Raw genomic sequence first — 23,764 nt, 5'->3', positions numbered from 1 at the left:
GCATCAGCTTAAAACTTCATTGTATTTTAACATACATTACATAATGCGGGCCAATGCCGGGCACATCAAACACTGGCGATATTACCTCGAAACCAGTGCCCATATAAAAAGACACGGCTACCTTACGGGCATTGCACCACAAATAATTTACTTTTTGCCCGCGTAGATAGGTGATAGCAAAGTTAACCAGCATATTGCCCATACCCTTGCCACGATACTGTTCTGCAGTGGCCATGCCACGTAGTTGATAGGCTTTACCCGCGTACCCTTCGTAACCTTTAGGGTGAAAAGACGCCACGCAAGCTAATTCTTCCCCGACGTAACAGCCCAGGTGGAAAGCTTCTTCGGCATTGTCATTTGGGAACCGGCATTCGTTAAGCGTAAGCTTGCCTTCGCGCAATACCACGTTTCGCAGGGGCAGCACATCATCTGCGGTTATAAATTTTATCATTAGGGCAAAAGGCTGATTTTTTCTACCAAATCGGCCAGACGGGCCGAATAACCACTCTCGTTATCGTACCAGCCAACCACTTTTACCAGGCCACCCACGATGGATGTTAGCTGCGCATCGAATATGCAACTATGCGGATTATCCAATATATCAACAGACACTATGGGGTCCTCGGTGTACTCTAAAATGGTTTTCATGGGGCCATCAGCTGCGGTTTTAAAAGCCGCGTTTATTTGCTGCACAGTAGGTGATTCTTTCAGGCTGCAGGTAAAATCGGTAAGGGAGCCGTTCAGTACCGGTACACGAATGCCTGCGCCGCCAAGGCGGCCCTCCAAATGCGGAAATATGTTCGTAATGGCCTTGGCCGCCCCGGTTGTGGTTGGGATGATTGATGCCGATGCAGCCCTTGCACGCCGCAGATCTTTATGCGGAGCATCATGCAGATTTTGATCGCCCGTCATAGAGTGAACGGTGGTAATGTAGCCATCGGTTATCCCCCAGTTGTCGTCCAATATCTTTACCATTGCGGCTACGTTATTGGTTGTGCAAGATGCATTAGACAGTATCGGCGAGCGTAAATCAACTTCACCGTCGTTAACGCCCAGCACTACGGTAGGCACGCTTCTACCGGCAGGCGGGGCCGATATCACTACCTGCTTTGCACCAGCTTGCAGGTGCTTGCCGGCACCCTCGGCAGAAATAAACTTACCGGTAGATTCTATAACCAAATCCACTCCAAGTTGCGCCCAGGGCAAGTTTATCGGATCTTTTTCCTGATAAACTTTTATAGTATTCCCATTGATGGTAAGGGTATCTGCGGTAAAGGCAACTGTACCTTTAAAGCCCCGGTGCACAGAATCGTATTTAAAAAGATGCGCGAGGGTTGCGGTATCGGCAAGGTCATTTATGGCTAAAACCTCTATATTGTGTTTTTGGAGTATGGCTCTTAAAAAAATGCGCCCAATACGGCCAAAACCGTTAATTGCTATCCTCATAAGTGTATGATTATGGATGCAAAACTAAGTAAAATTAAACCAGAGAAAATCCGGCGAATGCCATATTAGGCAAACAGGTTGCGCAGGGCAAAACCTTCGCGTTCTTTGCTACGCAGGCAGACGGTTATGCCCCAGTTAAATACCAGCGAGTTTAGCAATATCAAGGTCATCAACACAAAATTACCCATACTGGTAAAAAACAGCACAATAACTATCGTAAGAATGTTAATACCCGCCAATATCAACGTAGTTTGCAGATGCGTAAAACCTAAGCGCAATACGCGGTGGTGTATGTGGTTGCGATCAGCAGCAAACGGGGAAACGCCCTTCACAATACGCAGGATAAACACTCTCAGTGTATCAAATATTGGCCCGATGAGGATTGCAAACGTTAAAGCCGGGGCCGAGTAGATAATAACACTATTATGCGTAGTTATTTTGTTTACTTCAATAAACCTAACAGCCATAATAGCCGATATAAGGCCGATGAGCAGCGAACCTGTATCGCCCATAAATATTTTGGCTGGTGTAATGTTGTAGCGCAAAAAACCTATTACTGCGCCCACTATCGCAAGCGAAATAGCCGCCAGTTCATAATGCTTAATATAGATAAATAAAATGGTAAATGTACCATTTACCACGATACAAGTGATACCTGCAAGGCCATCTATACCATCGATTAAATTGAAAGCGTTTACAATGAGCACAACGAATAAGATAGATACAATAGCGCTTGCCACGTACGTAATATCGTATATACCAAAAATGCCGTACATGCTGGTGAAGCGTATATCGCCCAGCAGCACTAATATGGCCGCTACAAAAAATTGTATTAAAAACTTAGTGCTGGAGTTCACACCCGAAAGATCGTCTTTAAGCCCCATTGCAAATAATACGATGCTGGAGGTGAGCAAATCGCTAAGCGGCAAACTTTTATCAATCATGCTAAATAGCAACAGGGTGATGGTAAAACTGGCAAAGATGGCCACGCCGCCCAAACGGGGGATACCATGATCGTGCTGCTTACGAAAATGGCCCACATCATCGTACAAATGGCGCGTACGCGCAACGTGCAAAATTGAGGGGATTGACAGCAGTGTTATCAGTATAGAGAACAACGCTATTAAAATGTAATAAATAAAATATGTATTTAGGTGTGCTGGCATGAATATTTAGTGAGGGGGCACTTAATTATGGATGCATTTCTGCAAATATCATTATATATCCTATAAATTAGAAAAATTGCGCTATCTTTTTTAATCTCTTGTAAAGCAGCGCAATAATTGGATAATTAATATGATTTCTTCGCATTGCTTTCAAATCCAAAAATAATACTTTGGCGCGCCCTGCAAAGCTATTATTACTAACACCACCCGTAAACATGTTAACAACTACCTTTTTCAGGTAAAACACACTCGCTTTGTTTACATGTATAAACCTCACCATCAGTTCATAATCGGCAGCAGTACCATATTCGAGGCTATAATTACCAAAAAGGCCAAACAAGTTCCTTTTACAGTAAAAGGTAGGGTGCGGCGGCATCCAGCCTTTGTTAAACAAACCATGTTTGTAAGCACCTGATCGCCATTTACGCAGAATAATACTATCGGGTTTTATATAATTGAGGTCGGCATATAATATATCTGTATTGTTTTTTTCGAATGCGGCGGCAATATCGCTTATTACCCATTCTCCTGCAAATACGTCATCAGCATTCAACATGCCAACCACATCGCCTGTTGCCAGGGCAATGCCCTTGTTCATGGCATCGTATATACCATCGTCGGGTTCAGTTATCAAAATATTGATTTTGTGTTGGAAACTATTGATAATAGTAAGCGAATCGTCGGTAGATCCTCCGTCAATTACGATATATTCTATGTTATTGTACGATTGGCTGATAACCGATTTTATGCAGCGCTCAAGAGTGCCCGCAGCGTTGTAACAGACCGTTATGATGGATATTTTTAATTGGCCCACTTTGGAAAAAAACAATTATTTAAGCACAAAATATGTATTTTTGAAGTCGCCGTCTAATATATCAATAACATTGGCGGCAAAGTGTATGCGTGTAATATATTCTGTTTGCATAGTTGTTTTGCTTTTTTTTGCTTCTTCGTGCTCGTACAAGCAAAGCCATATGCTTTTTAAAAACGCAAAGGTAACCAGCGCAGCTACAGATACAACAACCTTAAAAAGCTTCCCGGTTGCAAGTACCTATCGCATACAGCCAAGGGATGTACTACAAATACGCAACCTGCAAAATATTAAATATATAGTTGATGAAGTGCCTGCTTCGGCAACAGGTTCTGGTAGCGGCACTGGCGGTGGCGCTCAAGGGCAAACCTTTGAGGTTGACGAAGATGGCACCGTGGCCCTGCCTGCTTTGGGTCACATAGCTGTTGTCGGCCTTACCCGCCCGGAAGCTGCAAAAAAAATTGAAGGCCTTTACCGCTCAGAGTTACTGAAAGACCCCATCTTCGACATAAAGGTGGTTAACTTAAAAGTGACACTTTTTGGTGAGGCCGCTTCACAAGGCAGTTTCCCGCTATTGAAAGATAATACCACCCTTGTTGAGCTAATTGGCCAGGCAGGGGGGCTTACCTCGGGTGCTAACGAAACAAACATCAAAATCATTAGACACAACGGCACGCAAAAAACCGTAATTGAAGTTGACCTTGGCGATGTAAATTCAATAACGGATCCACGCGCCATACTACAAAATGGCGACGTGATATACGTTGCCCAAAACAAACGAGCCATTCGAACTGATAAGCTTCAAAATTTAAATACGACAATACAGCCGGCCTTACTTATACTGAATACGGCGTTAATTTTACTTACGCTTAGCAGGTTATAATGGAAGAAACAGAAAATCTCCAGAAAAAACTTCCTAACCAGGAAGTGGATTATTTTAAAATTGGCAAGATATTAATAAGCAGGTGGTATTGGGTGGCCGGATCGCTGGCTGTTTTTGTTTTATGGTCGTACATTTATGTTTGGTACACTCCAAAAACTTTTGCCACGGGCGGTATCATGAAGCTGGAGGAAAAGAAATCAGAAATTGCCGACCTTTCAAACGTGCTGGCCACATCAGACAGGGGCCCTTCTCGTATACAAAGCGAAACGTCGGTTTTGCAAAGCCCTGCGGTTATTTTAAACGCCGTAAAAGATCTTAATTATCCTATCAGCTTTTTTGTAGAAGGCCGTGTACGCACCAGCGAACTTTATCCGCAAAAACCACTCGATATAGAAAAAGTCGATTTCGATAGCCTTAATTTTTACCGCGACATCATATCGTATAAGTCTTTAAACCAAAATAATTTCTCGCTCACCTACAAAATAGCGGGAAAAGAAACAGTAAAAAATTGCAGCTATAACAAACCCATAACCCTGGGGCCTACTACTTTCATGATAAGTTACCCGGGAGATATCAATAAAAGTTCGGTTATCTTGTTCAAATTTAACGCGCCCGAAGATTTTGTATGGCGTATACGCGGCGGCCTGCGCGTTGCAGAAACTGCAAAGAATTCAAACGTATTGGCCATACAAGTTACCGATGCCAACCCCCAATTTGCTGCGGATGCACTAAACGCGGTTATGAATGAGTATTTGATATACGATCGCAATCGCAAAACGCAATCTGCTACGCAGATGATCGATTTTATAGACAGTCAGCTAAAATACCTTTCCAACGAGGTAAAAGGCTCCGAAAAATCAATAGAGACTTTCAGGCAAAAAAACAAGCTCATGGAAGTAAGTGCGGCGGCCGACGCAGCCCTTACCAAGGCAAAAGACTTGGAAGCCCAGCAATCTATTCTGAACCTGCAATTGATAGCCATCAACGATGTAAAAAACAAAATAAGCAAGGAGAAGAACAACCTTAATTTAAATTTTGATGCGGGTAGCGGGCAGGTTGACCCTAACCTGCCGATTCTGGTTACCCGCCTGGATAATTTGCTGAACGAACGCACGGAGTTATTGAAAACTTATACCTACAATTCGCAGCCAATACAAACTATTAATAAAAACATCCTGGAAATAAAATCATCGGCCCTAACCAGCCTGACTAATACTTATAACACCGTTAAGCGAAATATGGACTTCCTTTCTTCACAGCTTGCGGTTGTAAATAAACAAATATCCATGTTTCCGGGTGCCGAGCGCGACATGATAAGCTTAAGGCGCGATTTTGAAATAAGCGAAAAAGTATATTCCTTTTTATCCGAGAAAAAATTGGAGGCCCAAATAACAAGATCGGGCATATTGCCGGGAGCAACTATCATCGAGAGGGCGCAACCCAATTTCTCGCCGGTATCTCCAGACGAGCACGATATCCACCGCACGGCGATTGTTTTTGGGTTAGCTGCCGGTTTGGGCCTTATTATCCTGATTAGGGTACTCAACCCTTACATTTACGATAAAGAAACCATAGAGAGTCTTACTGCCATACCCATCATCGGCGTTATACGAAAATTCCCCGAAGCCTTAGACGAAGATAATTCTCAGGTTTTGGCTATAAGCAAGCCCAAATCGATATTTGCCGAATCGGTACGGTCGGTACGTACCAACCTCAGTTTTATTGCGTCCGAAAAGAAAAGTAAAATCATCTGCATCACATCCGAAGTAGCCGGCGAAGGGAAATCTTTCGTGGCGGTAAATTTATCAAGTACGCTGTCGCTGATAGATAAGAAAGTTGTTTTGATAGCCGGCGATTTAAGGCGCTCTAAATTACACCGCACCTTTGGCGTACCTAATGATACCGGTCTAAGCAGTTACCTTGCGCACCAAACCGCCCTTGAGGATATTATTTCGCATTCTGAACAGGAAAACCTCGATTTCATCGTATCGGGGCCCGTACCACCAAACCCGTCAGAATTGCTGCACTCCGAACGGATGAAAGAAATGATTACTGCGTTGCACCTGAAATATGATATCATCATGATAGATACGGCCCCTATCGGCCTGGTGTCAGATTCTATTCCGCTCATCCGCATGAGCGATATCAACATATTCGTGATACGGTCAGGCAAATCTAAATACTACTCGGCAACCATACCACAACGCATTGCACAAGAGTACCACCTGGATAACACCGTAATCGTTTTGAATGCCTTTGCCGAAGATTTGCTGCATTCCCGATATTATACCACAAGGTTCACCGGCGACTACAGCAACCGGTATTATTACTACTCAGATTATAGCGGTAACTACGAATCTTCGGGCTACTACATAGATGATGAAAAGAAAAAATGGTGGAACATGAAACGTTGGTTTAAATAAATATTTCGTTTTTTTACACGCATGGTTTTAAATAACGATGCCGGAAAGCAACGATGGTTCCCGGTATATACAAACCCCCGGGCAGAAAAAAAGGCATACGCTTCTCTAATAAGCAAAGGCGTAGAAGCTTATCTGCCGCTCCAGAAAAGCCTAAAGCAGTGGAGCGACCGCAAGAAGTGGGTGGAGGAGCCACTGCTAAAATCTTACCTATTTGTACATATTGCAGAAAACCAGCAGGCCGAGGTTTTGATGACCAAAGGCGTAGCACGTTTTATTTATTTTTCGGGTAGAATTAGCGCCATGCCCGATAAACAAATTGAAGACCTGAAGTTGTTGTTGGCGAGCTCGTTAGAATTGGAAGTAACCGAAGAGCATTTGCAACCCGGAGAAAAAATAAGGATAAAGGCAGGGCCCTTAAAAGGCTTAGCCGGAGAGATGATTGCCTACCGCTCGCAAAAGCAATTATTGCTTAGGTTAGAAAGCCTGGGCTGCTCTATAATAGTGAATATGGCCGCCTCTTTCGTTAACCGGGCGTAAGAACGCAAACAACAAAATTAGTGCAAACCTAAAATTGCACGTTAATTAAACAATTGATTATAAATAAGTTACAAATAATACATGTAACTTACGGGGCGAAGCTGCGCCCGACTCGATAAAATATGTGCCGCATAGCAGGAATAGTCTCAACCAAAGGCGATAACGAGCATTCAAAAGCACTGGTAAACATCATGTGCAACGCTATGCAACACGGTGGGCCCGATGATGCAGGTATTTTTGAGGATGAAAATGCAAATCTTGTTTTTGGGCACCGCAGGCTTTCTATTATTGACTTAAGCAATAACGGACACCAGCCAATGGCCGATTGCGCTAAAAAAGCCTGGATTACTTTTAACGGGGAGATTTACAACTACCTGGAGCTGAAGCATCAGCTTAAAACGCTAGGCGCCCAATTCACCTCCGAAACGGATACAGAGGTGATTATACAAGCTTATTTATATTGGGGCGTAGCAGCTTTCAACAAATTAAGGGGGATGTTCGCGTTCGCTTTGTATGATACCGCCGCAGAAGAAGTTTTCCTCGTTCGCGATTCGGGCGGCATAAAACCGCTCTACTACTCTACCATAAACGGCAGTTTGGCCTTCGCATCAGAATTAAGAGCATTCAAGGCAGCTGGCATTGCGCCAGAAACAGACCTGAGATGGCCTGTTTGGCTTTTGGCCTACGGGCATATCCCAGAACCCCATACTACCTTAAAAGAAGTATCAAGCCTGCCAAAAGGGCATTACCTTCACAAGAAAAAAAATGGCAGCTATGCCCTGCACAAATTCGTTTCAAATAAGCCTTCTAATTACATAACAGATAAACACGCTGCGGAGGAAGGCATTTTCCAAACCTTGCAAAACGCAGTAAAAAGGCAACTGATAGCTGATGCGCCACTAGGTGTTTTTTTGAGCGGGGGTATAGATTCCGCTATTATTGCGTTGCTGGCCAATTCGCAAAAACAGCAGCTTAAAACCGTTTCGATATTCTTCGACGAAAAATCTTACGATGAGCGGCTGTATCAAAACACGGTAGTAAATCATCTCAATGGAGAGAATTTTAAGCACCTGGTTAAAGAACGAGATTTTGAAGAATATTTCCCGGATATCCTCACGGCAATGGATATGCCTACTACCGATGGTATCAACTCCTGGTTTATTAGTAAATATGCCCACGACAACGGGCTGAAAGCTGTACTGTCCGGCGTGGGAGCCGACGAACTTTACGGAGGTTATCCGTCTTTCGAAAGGATAAAATGGATAAAATATCTCAGGATGCTCCCCAAACCCCTGTTAGCGAGGGCAAGCCATATACAGGCAAGTAACTACAAGCGGCTGGCATATTTGGCGTACGACCACCCGGCGGCAGACTACCTGTTTCTGCGCGGGTTTTACACTCCGGTAGATATTGCACAAATACTTAATATGAGCCAGGAGCAGGTAAGTAATATTCTGTTCGGTTTTAACCCGTTGCCGCCTGTTGGTAAATATGATGGCTTACATGCGTCGTGGTTCGAAACCAACCTCTATATGCAGAACCAACTACTGCGGGATACCGATGTTATGAGCATGAGCCACGGGCTGGAAGTTAGGGTACCTTTCCTGGATGAGGACCTGGGCATTTTCACACAACAGATAAGCCATGAACTACGTTTTGCAGGCGATAGGCCAAAAAAAATATTGATAGATAGTTTTAAAACGCTATTGCCAGAGGTCGTGTGGAGCAGGCCGAAAATGGGCTTTACTTTCCCTCTGCAGCAGTGGATGAAAAATAATGAGTACATTGCGGATGAAAGTCACTATCAAGGCAAATTCGCCAAAGCAATAATCAACGATTTCAAACAAGGTAAAGGGCATTGGTCAAAGGCATACGCTCTTTATCAAATACAAAAGCATGCCTAAAAACATCCACCTTTTAACTCTACAAACTTTTAGCGCCACGGGCGGCATACAAAAAATGGCACGCACGCTAGCCTATTCGCTGCAGCACATATGCCAAAAAAATGGTTGGGGCTTAAAGCTCCTTTCACTTTACGATGCCGATGCCGATTTGCAACCGCAATACATCCGGGCAGAAAACTTCAAGGGCTTTAGTAAAAACAAAGCATCCTTTGTTTTAAACGCCCTGCTCAGTGCCGATAAAAACGACACGGTTATTTTGAGCCACATAAACTTTGCTGTTGTAGGGATACTTATAAAAACCCTGAAACCTAAATGCCAGGTTTGGCTGATAGCCCATGGCATAGAGGTTTGGCGCCCCCTTGGTTTCCATAAAAAACTACTTTTGAAGCATTGCGATAAGATAATTTGCGTAAGCCGGTTTACTAAAGACAAATTAATAAGCCTGCATGGTGCCAACGAAAGCAAATGCGAGGTGTTGAACAACGCCATAGACCCTTTTATAGAGTTACCGGCCAACCTGGCTAAGCCCGAAAGCCTGTTAACTCGCTACGGACTAACCTATGAAAACCCGGTAATTTTTACGCTTACGCGCCTGGCATCTACAGAAAAATATAAGGGGTATGATAATGTTATCGCTACTGTGGCAAAATTGAAGCATCGTTTCCCCGGTATTAAGTACATCATATCCGGCAAGTACGATGAACTGGAAGGCCGTCGCGTTAAAGGTCTTATTGAGGCCAACGGCGTAACCGATAATGTGTTGCTAACCGGTTTCATAGACGAGCCAGAATTGGCTAACCATTTCCTGCTGGCCGATCTGTTTGTTTTGCCAAGCAAAAAGGAAGGTTTCGGCATAGTGTTCATCGAAGCCCTTGCCTGTGGCCTGCCTGTACTATGCGGCAATGCCGATGGCAGCGTGGATGCAGTTAAAAACGGCGAACTAGGCACCGCGATAGACCCGGATGATAACCAGGAGCTTGAAAAGCAAATAGCAGAACATTTATTGCACCCCTTAACACTTGATAAGCGCAAAGCACTTCAGCAAAAATGCTTGCAATATTTCAATGAGCAAACTTATGCAGAAAGCCTGCAAAAATTACTGTCAGATTAATGGCCCATATAACTTATCAACTATTTAACGGATGCCTAAAGTAATACAGGTAGAGAACTTATCTAAAGCTTACCAGTTAGGCACTTTTGGCACAGGCACCATCTCGCGCGATCTGGAACGTTATTGGGCGCGCCTGCGTGGCAAAGAAGACCCTTTCCTGAAAGTGGGCGAAGTAAACGATAGGACCACGAAAGGCACCAGCAATATAGTTTGGAGCCTAAAAGATATTAATTTAGAAGTAGAAGAGGGAGATGCGGTAGGCATAATTGGCAGTAACGGTGCCGGCAAAAGTACGTTACTCAAGCTTTTGGGCAGAACTACTTCGCCAACAACGGGAACTATCAAGATGAAAGGCCGGGTGGTAAGTTTGTTAGAAGTTGGCACCGGTTTTCACCCAGAATTAAGCGGCCGAGAAAACATTTTCTTAAACGGGGCTATTCTTGGTATGCGAAAGTCCGAAATTAAAAGAAGATTTGATGAAATAGTAGCTTTCTCGGGCGTAGAGAGGTATATCGATACACCTGTAAAAAGGTACTCTTCAGGTATGTACGTAAGATTGGCATTTGCTGTAGCCGCTCATCTGGAAAGCGAAATTTTGATTGTGGATGAAGTTCTTGCAGTTGGTGATGCCGAATTTCAAAAAAAATGCCTGGGTAAAATGAACGACGTAAGAAAAGGCCAGGGGCGAACGGTACTATTCGTCAGCCACAATATGACAGCCGTTATCGCCCTTTGCAACAAGGGCAGTTATTTAAAAAATGGGCGATTGATATTGAACGGAACGATTGGGGAGGCAATGTTAGCATACTCAAATGACAGGGGCATTAAGTATACAAAAAATGTAAAGATATTAAGCGAAGGCAAAAAAGCATGGCTATCAGAATTTTTGATAACGGATGAGGATAGAAACGAATATATTCAAATGGAAACTTCGAAAGTGGTGCGTTTGACTATCGATTCAACAGTGCATATGGATAATGTTTTTGTTGGGATAGGGATAAATGACATGAACGATGTAAGAGTTCTTACTTTGTTCAGCAGATTTTATAATAAAGGATTTTGTTTAAAACCTGGTCCCAACCATATAAAATGCCAGGTAGGGCAAATGCATTTGAAACCCGGTATTTATAAAACCGAAGTATTTATCGGTAATGATTATGAAACATTGGATTACTACGATAACGGCTTACAGTTTGAAATTTTTTTGTCAACAAAAGCAGACTACTTACTACCTGACGCTAGCCAAGGAAGTATATTCATAAATCAAATTTGGGCAAATGACTGAAAAAAACAATTTAGCTGAAGAGGTCTTTTGTTTACAATACGAGTTAAACACGCTTGCGAATTTATTACTAAGAGGAGAGTCGGAACGTTGGGTGCCTGGTTTTTTAAGAGAAATAACAGAATTCTCCCACTCCGAACGATACAAACTTGCCTGCAAATATATACGAGGCAAAAAAGTTCTTGATGTGGCCTGTGGCACCGGCAAAGGGAGTAACATAATGGCTACTGTTGGTGCGGCAATGCATGTAACAGGCTTTGATATCCAACCAGAAGCACTTAGGTATGCCAATCACCGCAACGGCGCCAGCAACATCAACTTTAAGGTCGCCGATGTACAAACGTTCGAACTTACCAATGAATTCGACGTCGTAGTTAGTTTTGAAACGATAGAACATTTAACGAACTACAAAGCATTCCTCGTAAATGTAAGTAAGTGTTTAAAAAGCGATGGACTCTTCATAGTATCAACGCCAATTTCATCACTGCCCTTAAACGAGTATCCAGACAACCCCCACCACGTGCAGGAATGGGGGTTTATGGAATTTCAAGCAATATTGGAAGATCTATTTGACATCGAAAAAGTTTATGTACAACTCTATCCAAAAATAAATACGCCCTCGATACAACGGAAAAACGACCTTTCCCGACGCATTACTAACAAAATTAAAAGAACATTTTTGGGCACAGAAGCCCCCGTACTTGTTCCTGATTCTCAGGCAACAACAATTTTTTCAGCAATAGAAGAATTTACGCAACAGTACGCAAAAGAAGAACTAGGCACATTACGATACGGCTATCAAATCGTGATAGCAAAAGCCAAATGAGTGAACTCGCAATTGTAATTCCAGCTTACAAACACCAGTTTTTCGATAAAACTTTAAACTCTCTTGCTCGCCAAACAAATAAAAATTTCACGGTTTATATTGGGGATGACAACAGCCCCTTTGCCTTGTCAGAAATCATAAACAGGTACAAGGGTTCGCTGCGAATTTATTACACGCGGTTCGAAAATAATATCGGAGCAGAAAATTTGGTATTACAGTGGAATAGGTGTGTAGGTCTCACAAAAGGCGAAAATTGGATTTGTCTCTTTTCTGATGACGATATCATGGACGAAAATTGCGTCGAGAATTTTTACCTCGCATTAGAAAATAAAAACAATGATTTTGATGTTTGCAGATTCAACACTGTTACAATTGACAAAAATGACTCTGTTCTTCACGAATGTCCAATTGGCCCGGAAAAAGAAAGTTCAGCGTCTATGGCTTTTTATTTATTAAAAGGCAAACGTGGCAATTCAATGCCCGATCACATATTTTCCAGAGAGATTTATGATAAATGCGGTGGTTTTGTATTTACAGAGTTTGCACAAGGCGCAGATTGGGCCACTTCAATTTTATTTTCACATGATAAGGGTATTCAAATTATTCCCGACGCAAAAGTATATTGGCGTTATAGCGGTTTAAATATTTCATCAGCAGCCTCCAGTCAGAAACACAAAATGATCATTGGGCATTTGCATTTTGTTGAATGGGCGCTAAATCACTTTCAATATCTAAAAACATCCAAGTCTGTTATCACTTATGAAATGATCAAAGAGGCTTTGAGAAGCAATTTGAATATGGTGATGGTTTGCCACTACAAAGGCTTCAATATTAATTCAACTTATCGGATATTTACCCTTTATCACAAAAAATTTGGTTTATCGCCTTATCAATCGATTACAGCATTATTCCAAATAATGAATATCAAAATTCCTGCCATTGATAAATTGATTCACATTTTTTCCAGGATTAAAGGGAAAATCTGCCAGGTAGTATCCAGTTAAAACTAAGAATATAGGTTTAATGTTTTCGAAATTTTACAACAGGGGTTTAAAAAAAGCAAGTACAATCAAGTTTAAACTTTTAAATAAAAACTGTACGGAAATACGTATTCCACGTAATAACCTAAGATTTCTTGTGACCACAGACCTGGCTTGGGCATTTTCTTCAGGAGATTATTACGAAAAAAATGTGATCTACTTTTTAGATGAGGTTGTAAAAAGCTATCATCAACCGGTACTGATAGATGTTGGCGCAAATTGCGGCTATTTCAGCACTCGATACGCTGCTCAATGCAAAAATGTATTTTCGTTCGAGCCTGTAAAAGGCACTTTTTCGCTACTAAAACGTAATTTTAAAAGAAATGGAATACGTAACGCCGTGCCTTTTAACCTAGGTTTATCTAATGCGCCTGGCCAGCTCAGTATCAATATTTATAACTCCAGCGGCAATAATTCTATTTTTGAAAGGAAAATCCCGAAAGAACACAGCTTAAAAAAAATCGGTGTAGAACTGATAAAATTAGACACGCTTGACAACCTGATTGAAAAAGGCGTTGTCTCTTCGCCAAATATCATTAAAATTGATGTGGAAGGCGCAGAGTTGCTTGTACTAGGAGGCGCGGCAAAAACCATCTTAAAGCACCGGCCAACCATTTTGATGGAGTACTCTGAAAATACATCCAATGATGCTGGTTATGCGAAAGAGGAACTTTTATCGGTGCTGATGCTTGACGACTACAGCATTTTCGGTATACCGGAAGATGAACAAGATTTGGCACTGATTGAGCAAGCCAATTTCCAGACGCATAAAATAAGTAATGTTATTTTCGTTCCACGCGAACGCAAACTCTTTTTTGGTTAAACAACTAATTACACCAGTCAATTGATAGTTGCAAAATTATATGGTGGCTTAGGGAACCAAATGTTTCAGTACAGTGCGGCCCGAGGTTTGGCAAAACCCAACGAAACAGTTTACCTCGACACGAAGTTCTATACAGAAAATGCTAAGGACACTGAGTCATTTATTGCCAGGAGTTATGAACTCCACATATTTAAAAATCTTAAAAGTAGTAGAGCGAGTGGCTTACGTTACGCAATTTTTACTGGAAAGTCTTTCCTTATAAAGGCAATTAGGGCAAGGCTTAAACCGCTTTTTCAGCACTTGCATCACCAGGGTACTGGCTATATATCATTTACCGAATATGTGAAAAGCCAGCATTTGTATCTTGATGGATACTTCCAATCTGAAAAATATTTTAGCGATAAACGACAAGCTATCCTATCGGAATTTGAATTCCCGCCATTGGATGAGGATAACAAGCTGATTGCATCAAAAATGCTCAGCGCAGAAAATGCTGTGAACTTCCATATCCGCCGGGGCGATTATTTAATACCAAACATCAACAGTATTCATGGTATTCTCCCGCTTTCCTATTATCATAAAGCATTAGATATATTAAAGAGCCGTTACGGGCACCTTGTAGTTTTTGTATTTTCTGATGACGTGCCTTGGGCAAAAAAAAACGTGAACACCGATGGGTTAGAGGTGATTTTCATAGAACGCAATTCTGCAGAACATAGTTGGAAAGACATGGCGTTGATGACTTATTGCAAACATCATATAATTGCCAACAGCAGTTTTAGTTGGTGGGGTGCCTGGCTTTCAACTCGCAGGGGCGATGTGTTTGCCCCTTACAACTGGTTTGTACCACCATTCGAGTTCGATATCAACGACATTGTCCCCAGTCAATGGACTGTTTTACGATATGAATAGCCCGCTGGTATCGGTTATAATGCCGGCTTACAACGCACAAAAATATATTGCCGAAAGTATAGAAAGCGTGATGAATCAAACCTATACTAATTGGGAGCTGATTGTAATAGATGATGGTTCTAACGACAATACAGGCAACATAATTAAGCAATACAAGCAGCAGGATGCTCGGATCAAATCTATTTCTCAGCAGAACAGCGGGCAGGGAAATGCAAAAAATGCAGGCATAGCAACAAGCAAGGGAGAATATATCGCTTTTTTGGATGCAGATGATTTGTGGCTTAAAGAAAAACTTGAAGTTTCGGTTAGCGCTTTAAAAGCGGCCAACGTTGAGCTCTTATTTACTAACTATTCCGTTTTCAATAACGAATTGGATGTAAACAAAACTACCACCATGCAGGTGGGCAATGCTATTTACAAAGGCAGAGAGGGTATCATTACTTTCCTCAACTATAACCAAATCCCCAACCTAACTGTCTTGGTCAAACGAGAAGCTATAATCAGTGCCGGTAAATTTACGGACATCAAAGTGGCCGAAGATTATGAAATGTGGCTGAGGATGTTGGGCATGGGGCATACATTTCAGTCTATAGCTGCCCCGTTGTCGCTCTATCGTATGCATGATAATTCTATAACCGCAAAAGACAGGCACGCCACCTTCGAACTCATTCAGATTATAAAGGATTTTGGCAGCAAGAATCATGGATATACAAATGAAGCGCGAAAAATAGCCAGAGAAAAAATCAAATACTGGTTGTACAATGGCTACGACAGGACACCAAAAAGATTCAGGGCATTGATTAAGCAGGTTTTTCCCTTACATCTCGCTGCCTTATTTTACAGCCTTAGCTTCCTACTGCCGATGCGCCATCTAAGGAAAATCGTCATCAGGCTTTATTAAACTCACCATGAGGCAACGCCTCACTCACCAAGTTGAAGAAACATATCATCATTGCTACGCTTTATGCATTCGGAGGTAGCAACGCGCATCTGAAAACTTTGATAGAATACCTGGGAGCCGAGAATGTGCTGCTACTATTAGAAGATAAAAGCCAGCTGGCGCTGTTAAAAAATATTGAGGGGGCGAACGATTTAAAGGTAAGAATACAACCAGGCATACACCCGCACGCACATTTACAATATAACTTTACCACTAATGTAAAGGAGCTTTTCTTCATCATACGATCGATAATAGTGCTGCAAGCGTTAAGCGCGGTGAATGCCTTTGCCGATATTACTATCTGCGCCACCGTGCCCGAGAAACACCTTTACCTGCTATGGCTACCTTTTTGCAAGGTGTATTATATTTTACATACCACGCCCGTAAAACGCCATACCTCCTTTACGCCATATACCTGTAACCATACATTAGGCAAGCGGAAAAAGATTATTACAGTATCAAACGCCAATAAAAACACCTTGTGCCAAAACTGGGAAATAGCACCCGATAGGCAAGCTTTTGTAATGGTAGTTTATAATTGCGTCGGTATGGATAGCACACAGTGCGATAGCGATATGGAGTATGTACAAAACACAAAAACCATCACCACGCTGGGGCAGCTAATTGAATATAAAAACCCGGCAACCTGGCTGGAAGTAGCCAAACGCGTTACTGCTGCTCGCCCGCAAGCTCGCTTTCAATGGCTGGGCAACGGACCGTTACTTGATTATTATGCGCAGGCAACATATGAAGATGACCGTATAACCTTTAAGGGCTTAGTTACCCAGCCCGGCGAATATTTAAAAAATACAGCCATCTATTATCAACCCAGTCTTTACGAGACTCACGGCATCGCCGTTGTGGAGGCAATGAGCCACGGACTACCTTGTGTAGTATCTGATACAGGCGGCCTACCCGAATCTGTTGAAGATGGGTATAACGGGCGCTTAGTAGGCGCAACCGATATACAGGCGCATGTAAATGCGATTATAGGCCTGGTTGACGATGATGGACTGTGCCGCCAGTACGGCCGCAACTCCCGCAGTAAGTATTTGCAAACATTTACTTACGATGCCTTTAAGCGCAAAATGGACGAAGTTTATGCATAATTATTTCACATCTGCATGGAAATAGGCGTAACTGTAATTATTTGCTGTTACAATAGTGCCGAGCGGCTGCCCGAAACTTTAAAACACCTGGCGGTTCAGCAAGTATCTGAGCACATTGCATGGGAGATTATTGTGATAGATAACGCATCTACAGATGAAACATCCAACGTGGCACGTGAGCTATGGAAGGTTCAAGGTTGTAAAGGAGTAGGCTTTGAAGTATTACATCAGCCCAAACCTGGCAAAAACTATGCTTTTGAAATGGGCGTAACGCACTCAAAGTTCGAATACCTGATAACATGCGACGATGACAACTGGCTAAATAGTAACTATATTCAAACTGCTTTTGATTTAATGCATGCAGACAGTAATATCGGCGCTTTGGGTGGCTTGGGTATTATTGAACCACAGCAGCCTGTCCTTTTACCTGAAGCGTATATCCATAGTGTTACCGTAAATGAATCGCAAAAATGGGTCGATACGGAACACTGGGTTTATGGGGCAGGGTCGGTGTACCGCAAAAGCATCTTAACTAATTTATTAGATAATCATTGGCGACAAATAACTACCGGCAGAACAGGGTCGTCATTAATTTGCGGCGAAGACGTTGAAATCTGTTTCATTTTCTATTTATTGGGATATAAGATAACCGCAAATGACCAGTTGGTATTCAAACATTTTATACCCCACAAAAGGCAAAATATTGAATATATCGCCCGTTTAAAATATTGGATGGCTTACACCAACGTGCTCCTTTACACCTATCACGCCATTATCCATAAAGAAAAAAGGCCTATTGAGCAAGTGCTTAGCGGGTGGTTATTTACCTCGTTAAAAGCCATCATCAGGCAAAAAATTTCGCTGGTCTATAAAACGCTTAAAAAACGGGAATCAACCTCAATAGAAAGCAAACTACAATTAATGGGATTATGGGGCACATTCCATGCACTGCTTTATAATCGCAAAAAAATCAAAAAACACCACTACCATACCAAAGCTGTTTTATCCAAAATAAACCAGCTCTAACAACTTTTAACCAGCTACCGCAATTGCAAACGCCCGTTCTTTTTTTGGTATTTAACCGCCCCGAGCTTACCCAACAGGTTTTCGATGTAATTAGGCAAGTTAAGCCCACGCAGCTTTATATAGCAGCCGATGGACCAAGGGTTGCAAACCCCGTAGATGCCCTGTTATGTGCCCAAGTAAGAACGATAGTAAATGAAATAGACTGGCATTGCGAAGTAAAAACCCTCTTCAGGGATGAAAATCTGGGTTGTAAAACCGCTGTAAGCAGAGCTATCGACTGGTTTTTTGATCATGTAGAAGAAGGTATTATACTGGAAGATGACTGCCTTCCCGATAGAACCTTCTTCCCCTACTGCACCGAGTTGCTGAGCCGCTACCGCGATGACGATAGCGTAATGTCTGTCTCGGGGTCTAACCTTTTAGGCAAGCCCTGGAAATACGATAAGCAATCTTATTTTTTTGCCCATGGCGGCATATGGGGCTGGGCCACCTGGAAACGCGCCTGGAAACTGTACGATGAGGCTATGAAAGACTGGCCACGATCAGAAACTAAAAAAGTAATCAGGGAAAATATACAAACAAAAGGTTGGTATGATTTCTATTTGCCCATGTTCGAGGCATCTCATAACGGCACGCTGGATACCTGGGATATTCAATGGTTTTATACCATCCTTATCAACAACGGGTTGGCTATAAATCCGGCGGTAAACCTGGTCAGGAACATAGGCTTCGCAAGCGGAACGCATTTAAATTCTGATGATAACGCCATTGCCAGGCTCGAAAGCCGGGCTATAGCTTTCCCATTAGTAGCCCCTACTCAAGAAAAAGCTGATATAGCATATCTGAAACTAATTTACCAAGTAGTTACCGCGAAGGCTTCCATGCAAAAATTTTCGCCGGGTAGGGTAATCCGGTACCTGCTTAGAGCCATCACCCATAAAAAACCAACACCACAATCATGAAAAAGCTTATAAAGGCCATACTGGTTTGGTTTGTTGATAAAACCAACCTGCATCATCTGATAGAGCAGGTAAAAGAAGCCAAACAGGTACAAAATATCCAATACAATATCACCAATAACGGCGCTACTTTTTACCCGGAAGCCGTAGTGGTAAACGGACAGGACAAAACCAAAATCGCAATTGGCAACAATACCCACATACGCGGCATGCTGAGTGTATTTAAGTACGGCGGCAAAATATCCATAGGCGAAAATTGCTACGTTGGCGATCATTCGCGCATATGGTCGGGCGAATCGGTTACTATCGGCAACTTTGTGCAGATATCACATAATGTGAATATTATGGATACTAACTCGCACGAATTAGATGCCCTGGAGCGGGCAGAGCGTTACGTAGACCTGATGCAAAACGGTGCCTGGAGCGATAAGGGTAATGTGCTCACCGCCCCTATCGTTATACACGATTATGCGTGGGTGAGCTTCAACGCTACGATTTTAAAAGGTGTTACCATTGGCGAAGGAGCCATTGTGGGTGCCTGTGCTGTGGTTACCAAAGATGTACCCGCCTATACCCTTGTAGTCGGCAATCCGGCAAAGGTTATCAAAACCCTCAATAAATAATGAAGATACTGGTAATAGGCAGCATGGGGTTCATAGGCAAAGCCTGCGCAGATTTTCTGAGAAAACAGCACGGTGCAGATGTTTACGGAGCCGACGTAACTGCTGTGTACGATGACGATAAATATTTCCTGATTGATGCCAGTAACGCCGATTTTAAACAAATTTTTGGCGAGCATCAATTCGATTGGTGCATTAACTGCGCCGGTGCGGCTTCCGTGCCCGATTCTTTTAAGCATCCTCTCAGGGATTACCTGCTCAACGTGCAGCTTGTGGTCACCCTGCTGAACGCGATAAAAGACGATGCACCCACCTGCAAATTTATCCAGTTATCCAGCGCGGCTGTGTACGGTAACCCGCAAGCCCTACCCATTACAGAGGCGCATACACTTGCGCCGCTATCGCCTTATGGCATCCATAAAAAACAAGCCGAAGAATTGTGCGCATTGTATCACCAATACTTTGGCTTGGAGACTTACGTACTGCGCCTCTTTTCGGCATATGGGCGGGGCCTTAAAAAACAGCTATTTTGGGACTTACATAAGAAATCTGTAGCAACAGATAACCTTACGCTCTTCGGCACCGGCAACGAAACACGGGAATTTATACACGTGCTGGATATTGCCAATGCTGTTTGGGTGTTGATTGCCTACCAGCAACCTAAGCAACGCATTTTTAACGTTGCCAACAGCAGCGCTACTACCATTAAGTATGCCGCCGAATCGTTTCTTCAAAATATCGAATTCGGTGGCACATTGAATTTTAGCGGCCAAAACCGCGAGGGCGACCCGCTTTACTGGCAGGCCGATACCACATTATTAAACAACCTGGGCTATCATCAAACCATAAGCTTTGAAGATGGCCTTACAGATTACTGCAATTGGCTAAAAGAATAAGGATAGCTTTAAGCTATACATACAACGAGCTTTGGATAGGCGGCTCCTACTATATCGAGAATTTGATTAACGCCTTAGATACCCTGCCCGATGCAGAAAAGCCGCATATCGTAATCCTTGCCGCCAATCAAACAGATGTTCGGGTAGCACAAAACAAGCTCAGCTACCCGTATATCAGTTTCCAATTGAGTTCAGGGGAAAGCAACAGGCTTTTCAGATTTGTAAACAAGGTTGCAAACAGATTGCTCAAGACAACCGTATTCAATCAAAAGATAAAAGGGCTCGATGCCGCTTTCCCGTATTATGAGTGCGTGCAGCAATCGCTCGCTACCAAAAAAATATACTGGATCGCCGATTTCCAGGAAAGCTTCGCACCGGAATTTTTTACGGCCGAAGCAATAGATACCATTAAGAAACATCAACACACCATTCAATCCTCGGCAGAGACTTTAATTTTAAGCAGCGAAGATGCATTGGCCCATTTTAAGGCCTTGTACCCCGGCCATACTGTAAAATTGCATGTGTTGCCTTTTGCAGTAACCCATCCGCCTTACCAGCAGTTAGATATTGCATCGCTGCTTCATAAACACCAATTACCAACGCGGTTTTTTATCTGCCCTAACCAGTTCTGGAAACATAAAAACCAGCTTACGGTACTTAAAGCGGTAGATAAACTAAAAAAGCAGGGTACAGAAATCATGGTTGCCTTTACCGGTAAAACCATTGATTACCGCCATCCCGATTATTTTGCCTCCTTAGAAAAATATGTTGCCGATAATGATATGGCAGGCAACATCAAATTCCTGGGCTTTATAGATAGGAAAGAGCAATTGAAACTGATGGCGGAATCTATCGCCATCATCCAGCCATCCTTTTTCGAAGGCTGGAGCACCGTTGTAGAAGATGCCAAAGCCATGAACAAAGCGCTGATCGCATCGGCGATTAATGTACACCAGGAACAGCTCGCCGGCAGCAGTGCGCAATTCTTCGCCCCTAATGATATGGACGAACTGGTGAACTTACTTAACAAGGCCACGAATGAGCCAGCCTTACCCCCATTATATAAAAGCGATGCCTACCAAAGCCATATCGAAAAATTTGGCCGCAATTTTTTAATCGTCTGCAAATCATGATCCTGCCCGACCTAAAATTATACCGACAGGAGTTTGCAGATAAAGGGATTGATTATCCCCTGCCCGTTTCGCCTGCTGCGGCTGGAGGACTATTGGCTCAATTGCCAAAAGCAGCGGGAAATGGCTGGCCTTTTGATTCGGAGACCGGTCCCAATGTGTATAGCAAGGATATCGACTGGCCTAAGATTACTATCGTTACGCCATCGTACAACCAGGCGGCGTACCTCGAAAAAACTATCCGCTCGGTATTGCTGCAAAACTATCCCAACCTGGAGTATATCATTATCGATGGCGACAGTACGGATGAAAGCGAGGCCATCATCAAAAAATATAGCCCCTGGCTAAGCTACTGGCAAAGCAAACCCGACAGGGGCCAAAGCCATGCCATCAACATGGGTTTCAGTCTGGCATCCGGCGATTACTACGCCTGGATAAACAGCGACGATTATTATCTTGAAGGGGTGTTTAATTTGGTTGCCACCACTTTTAATGGCAGTAAAAAACCAGCATTTGTTTATGGCTACGCCTACGATTTGGATGAGAGCGAAAAGCTCAGCCTAATCAAAGTGGCCCCCTTCCCCGATTATTTTATCAAGATACCTACGCTTGCGCAGCCATCGTGCTTTTGGCGGGCATCCATCCACCAGCCAATATGGGAAGAAATGCATTGCGCGCTCGATTATGAGCTATGGCTGCGGCTGGTAAAGGGTCACAAACGCAGCCGGTTAAAACAGCCACTGTCTGTAGCGCACGTACACCAAAACGCTAAAACCACCAACCCCACCATGGCAGCTAAATGGCAGGAAGACCATGTAAAAATGTGGGCGGCAGATGCACATGGGCCGGTCCATGAGTGGAAGAGGATTAGTTTCCTCAACCGCATCCGCATGAAATTATACCACCTGTTAAAGATTATCTAAACACACCCGAACCAATAAATGAAACAATTAATCAGAAAAGCCTTCAACTTACTGGGCTACTCGCTGGTAAAGAATATTAAACCACTTACAGAGGGAACGAGTACCGTAAAAGTGGGCAATTTTGAACTTCAACTTTCTAATGGCAACGGGCTTAAAGAGTGCTATTGGTATTCCAAAGAATACGGCGCATCGCTTACCAGACTTACTTCTGTTTTAAATAATCACTTCCTCCACCTATCGGCTGTCGATATTGGTGCTAACCAGGGTGATAGCGTAGCACTGATAAAAACGGGCGCTGATGTGCCGGTAATAAGCGTTGAAGGCGACGGCATGCTTGCCGAATCGTACGCCAGCAACACTGCGCAATTTAAAAATGTACAATTGATAAAAACCTTCCTGTCTGATCGGAACGTGGAAATGGATTGCACTTTTACAAAAGTGGGGCACAACCTTACCATTGTGCCATCCAAAAAAAGCAATAGCTCTACCCTCACCAAATTTTCCAGCATCGATTATCTGTATCAAAACAAGGTGTTAAACGATTCATGCAAACTATTGAAGATAGACACCGAAGGCTTCGATTTGAAGATTATCCGGGGAGGCGATAAATTTATCGCATCTGTAAAACCCGCAATCCTTTTTGAATTTAACAGAGAAAACCTGGAAGTTGTGGAAACGGACCCATTCAGCATTTTCCCATGGTTGCATAACCATAACTATAACACTATCTTGTTCTACGAAAGCGACGGGCGGTTTATGTTCTCGTCTACACTAAGCAATCAAAAATTCATGAAACAAATGTTTGATTATGTGGATGGCAAAAACGCCAAAATTTATTACATGGATATTATTGCATTCCACGCTGACGACGACAAAGTGGCCGATGAGCTGATAGCAGTAGAAGAGCAACACCGTTTATACGCAAACTAATTTAATCACGAAATTCAAAAGGTGGAATGGAAACGCCCTATAGCCTCATAAAATAACGGCACATTTA

23 protein-coding genes are annotated in these 23,764 nt (G+C 42.9%); 19 read left to right on the top strand and 4 right to left on the bottom strand.

Annotation, left to right across the window (positions count from 1 at the left end; genetic code table 11):
- Nucleotides 1-16 precede the first annotated feature (16 nt).
- The 4 genes from E2R66_RS01560 to E2R66_RS01545 form a co-directional block, all read right to left on the bottom strand.
- A complete protein-coding gene (locus tag E2R66_RS01560; RefSeq protein WP_133229526.1) occupies nucleotides 17-451 on the bottom strand; it encodes a GNAT family N-acetyltransferase in 435 nt (144 codons plus the stop codon).
- A complete protein-coding gene (gene gap, locus E2R66_RS01555) occupies nucleotides 451-1,446 on the bottom strand; it encodes a type I glyceraldehyde-3-phosphate dehydrogenase (protein WP_133229528.1) in 996 nt (331 codons plus the stop codon). The genes E2R66_RS01560 and gap overlap by 1 nt, the downstream gene beginning before the upstream one ends.
- Before the next feature lie 65 nt (nucleotides 1,447-1,511).
- Complete coding sequence (locus E2R66_RS01550; RefSeq protein WP_133229530.1) at nucleotides 1,512-2,612, bottom strand: MraY family glycosyltransferase; 1,101 nt, start codon at nucleotides 2,610-2,612, stop codon at nucleotides 1,512-1,514.
- A gap of 67 nt (nucleotides 2,613-2,679) precedes the next feature.
- Nucleotides 2,680-3,426, bottom strand: coding sequence for a glycosyltransferase family 2 protein (locus E2R66_RS01545; RefSeq protein ID WP_133229532.1), 747 nt, complete (start codon nucleotides 3,424-3,426; stop codon nucleotides 2,680-2,682).
- 160 nt (nucleotides 3,427-3,586) lie between these two features.
- Between E2R66_RS01545 and E2R66_RS01540 the strand changes: the two genes are divergently transcribed.
- The 19 genes from E2R66_RS01540 to E2R66_RS01450 all read left to right on the top strand — a co-directional run bounded on the left by E2R66_RS01540 (nucleotide 3,587) and on the right by E2R66_RS01450 (nucleotide 23,697).
- Entirely contained in the window at nucleotides 3,587-4,306 is a 720-nt protein-coding gene (locus tag E2R66_RS01540) for a polysaccharide biosynthesis/export family protein (RefSeq protein ID WP_158288316.1), read from the top strand.
- Nucleotides 4,306-6,729 (top strand): GumC family protein, encoded by a 2,424-nt coding sequence (locus E2R66_RS01535; protein ID WP_240049203.1) that lies wholly within the window; start codon nucleotides 4,306-4,308, stop codon nucleotides 6,727-6,729. Before E2R66_RS01540 ends, E2R66_RS01535 begins: the two co-directional genes overlap by 1 nt.
- A gap of 21 nt (nucleotides 6,730-6,750) precedes the next feature.
- On the top strand, nucleotides 6,751-7,266 hold the full coding sequence (locus tag E2R66_RS01530; RefSeq protein ID WP_133229538.1) for a UpxY family transcription antiterminator: 516 nt from the start codon (nucleotides 6,751-6,753) through the stop codon (nucleotides 7,264-7,266).
- 122 nt (nucleotides 7,267-7,388) lie between these two features.
- On the top strand, nucleotides 7,389-9,170 hold the full coding sequence (asnB, locus tag E2R66_RS01525) for an asparagine synthase (glutamine-hydrolyzing) (RefSeq protein WP_133229540.1): 1,782 nt from the start codon (nucleotides 7,389-7,391) through the stop codon (nucleotides 9,168-9,170).
- Entirely contained in the window at nucleotides 9,163-10,281 is a 1,119-nt protein-coding gene (locus tag E2R66_RS01520; RefSeq protein ID WP_133229542.1) for a glycosyltransferase family 4 protein, read from the top strand. Before asnB ends, E2R66_RS01520 begins: the two co-directional genes overlap by 8 nt.
- Before the next feature lie 31 nt (nucleotides 10,282-10,312).
- Nucleotides 10,313-11,566 carry an ABC transporter ATP-binding protein gene (locus E2R66_RS01515; protein ID WP_133229544.1) on the top strand — a complete coding sequence of 418 codons (1,254 nt, stop codon included), beginning with the start codon at nucleotides 10,313-10,315 and terminating at the stop codon, nucleotides 11,564-11,566.
- Nucleotides 11,559-12,389 carry a class I SAM-dependent methyltransferase gene (locus E2R66_RS01510; RefSeq protein WP_133229546.1) on the top strand — a complete coding sequence of 277 codons (831 nt, stop codon included), beginning with the start codon at nucleotides 11,559-11,561 and terminating at the stop codon, nucleotides 12,387-12,389. Before E2R66_RS01515 ends, E2R66_RS01510 begins: the two co-directional genes overlap by 8 nt.
- A complete protein-coding gene (locus tag E2R66_RS01505) occupies nucleotides 12,386-13,393 on the top strand; it encodes a glycosyltransferase family 2 protein (protein ID WP_133229548.1) in 1,008 nt (335 codons plus the stop codon). The genes E2R66_RS01510 and E2R66_RS01505 overlap by 4 nt, the downstream gene beginning before the upstream one ends.
- Before the next feature lie 133 nt (nucleotides 13,394-13,526).
- Entirely contained in the window at nucleotides 13,527-14,252 is a 726-nt protein-coding gene (locus tag E2R66_RS01500; RefSeq protein ID WP_158288315.1) for an FkbM family methyltransferase, read from the top strand.
- Between the two features lie 21 nt (nucleotides 14,253-14,273).
- On the top strand, nucleotides 14,274-15,164 hold the full coding sequence (locus E2R66_RS01495; RefSeq protein ID WP_133229552.1) for an alpha-1,2-fucosyltransferase: 891 nt from the start codon (nucleotides 14,274-14,276) through the stop codon (nucleotides 15,162-15,164).
- Nucleotides 15,157-16,065, top strand: a complete 909-nt coding sequence (locus tag E2R66_RS01490; protein WP_158288314.1) for a glycosyltransferase family 2 protein — start codon at nucleotides 15,157-15,159, stop codon at nucleotides 16,063-16,065. The genes E2R66_RS01495 and E2R66_RS01490 overlap by 8 nt, the downstream gene beginning before the upstream one ends.
- 32 nt (nucleotides 16,066-16,097) lie before the next feature.
- Entirely contained in the window at nucleotides 16,098-17,213 is a 1,116-nt protein-coding gene (locus tag E2R66_RS01485) for a glycosyltransferase family 4 protein (protein ID WP_133229556.1), read from the top strand.
- Between the two features lie 15 nt (nucleotides 17,214-17,228).
- Nucleotides 17,229-18,239 (top strand): glycosyltransferase, encoded by a 1,011-nt coding sequence (locus E2R66_RS01480; RefSeq protein ID WP_133229558.1) that lies wholly within the window; start codon nucleotides 17,229-17,231, stop codon nucleotides 18,237-18,239.
- Between the two features lie 23 nt (nucleotides 18,240-18,262).
- Nucleotides 18,263-19,201 carry a glycosyltransferase family 2 protein gene (locus tag E2R66_RS01475; RefSeq protein ID WP_133229560.1) on the top strand — a complete coding sequence of 313 codons (939 nt, stop codon included), beginning with the start codon at nucleotides 18,263-18,265 and terminating at the stop codon, nucleotides 19,199-19,201.
- Nucleotides 19,198-19,821 carry an acyltransferase gene (locus tag E2R66_RS29190; RefSeq protein WP_133229562.1) on the top strand — a complete coding sequence of 208 codons (624 nt, stop codon included), beginning with the start codon at nucleotides 19,198-19,200 and terminating at the stop codon, nucleotides 19,819-19,821. Before E2R66_RS01475 ends, E2R66_RS29190 begins: the two co-directional genes overlap by 4 nt.
- Nucleotides 19,821-20,714, top strand: a complete 894-nt coding sequence (locus tag E2R66_RS01465; RefSeq protein WP_133229564.1) for an NAD-dependent epimerase/dehydratase family protein — start codon at nucleotides 19,821-19,823, stop codon at nucleotides 20,712-20,714. Before E2R66_RS29190 ends, E2R66_RS01465 begins: the two co-directional genes overlap by 1 nt.
- Nucleotides 20,699-21,847 (top strand): glycosyltransferase, encoded by a 1,149-nt coding sequence (locus E2R66_RS01460; RefSeq protein ID WP_158288313.1) that lies wholly within the window; start codon nucleotides 20,699-20,701, stop codon nucleotides 21,845-21,847. The genes E2R66_RS01465 and E2R66_RS01460 overlap by 16 nt, the downstream gene beginning before the upstream one ends.
- Entirely contained in the window at nucleotides 21,844-22,767 is a 924-nt protein-coding gene (locus E2R66_RS01455; RefSeq protein ID WP_133229568.1) for a glycosyltransferase family 2 protein, read from the top strand. The genes E2R66_RS01460 and E2R66_RS01455 overlap by 4 nt, the downstream gene beginning before the upstream one ends.
- An 18-nt stretch (nucleotides 22,768-22,785) precedes the next feature.
- Nucleotides 22,786-23,697, top strand: a complete 912-nt coding sequence (locus tag E2R66_RS01450; RefSeq protein WP_133229570.1) for an FkbM family methyltransferase — start codon at nucleotides 22,786-22,788, stop codon at nucleotides 23,695-23,697.
- Nucleotides 23,698-23,764: the final 67 nt, after the last annotated feature.

Source organism: Mucilaginibacter psychrotolerans (genome assembly GCF_004519315.1).
GTDB lineage: Bacteria > Bacteroidota > Bacteroidia > Sphingobacteriales > Sphingobacteriaceae > Mucilaginibacter > Mucilaginibacter psychrotolerans.
Note: the sequence above shows the minus strand (reverse complement) of the source record. Positions and strands in the feature narration are given on the sequence as shown.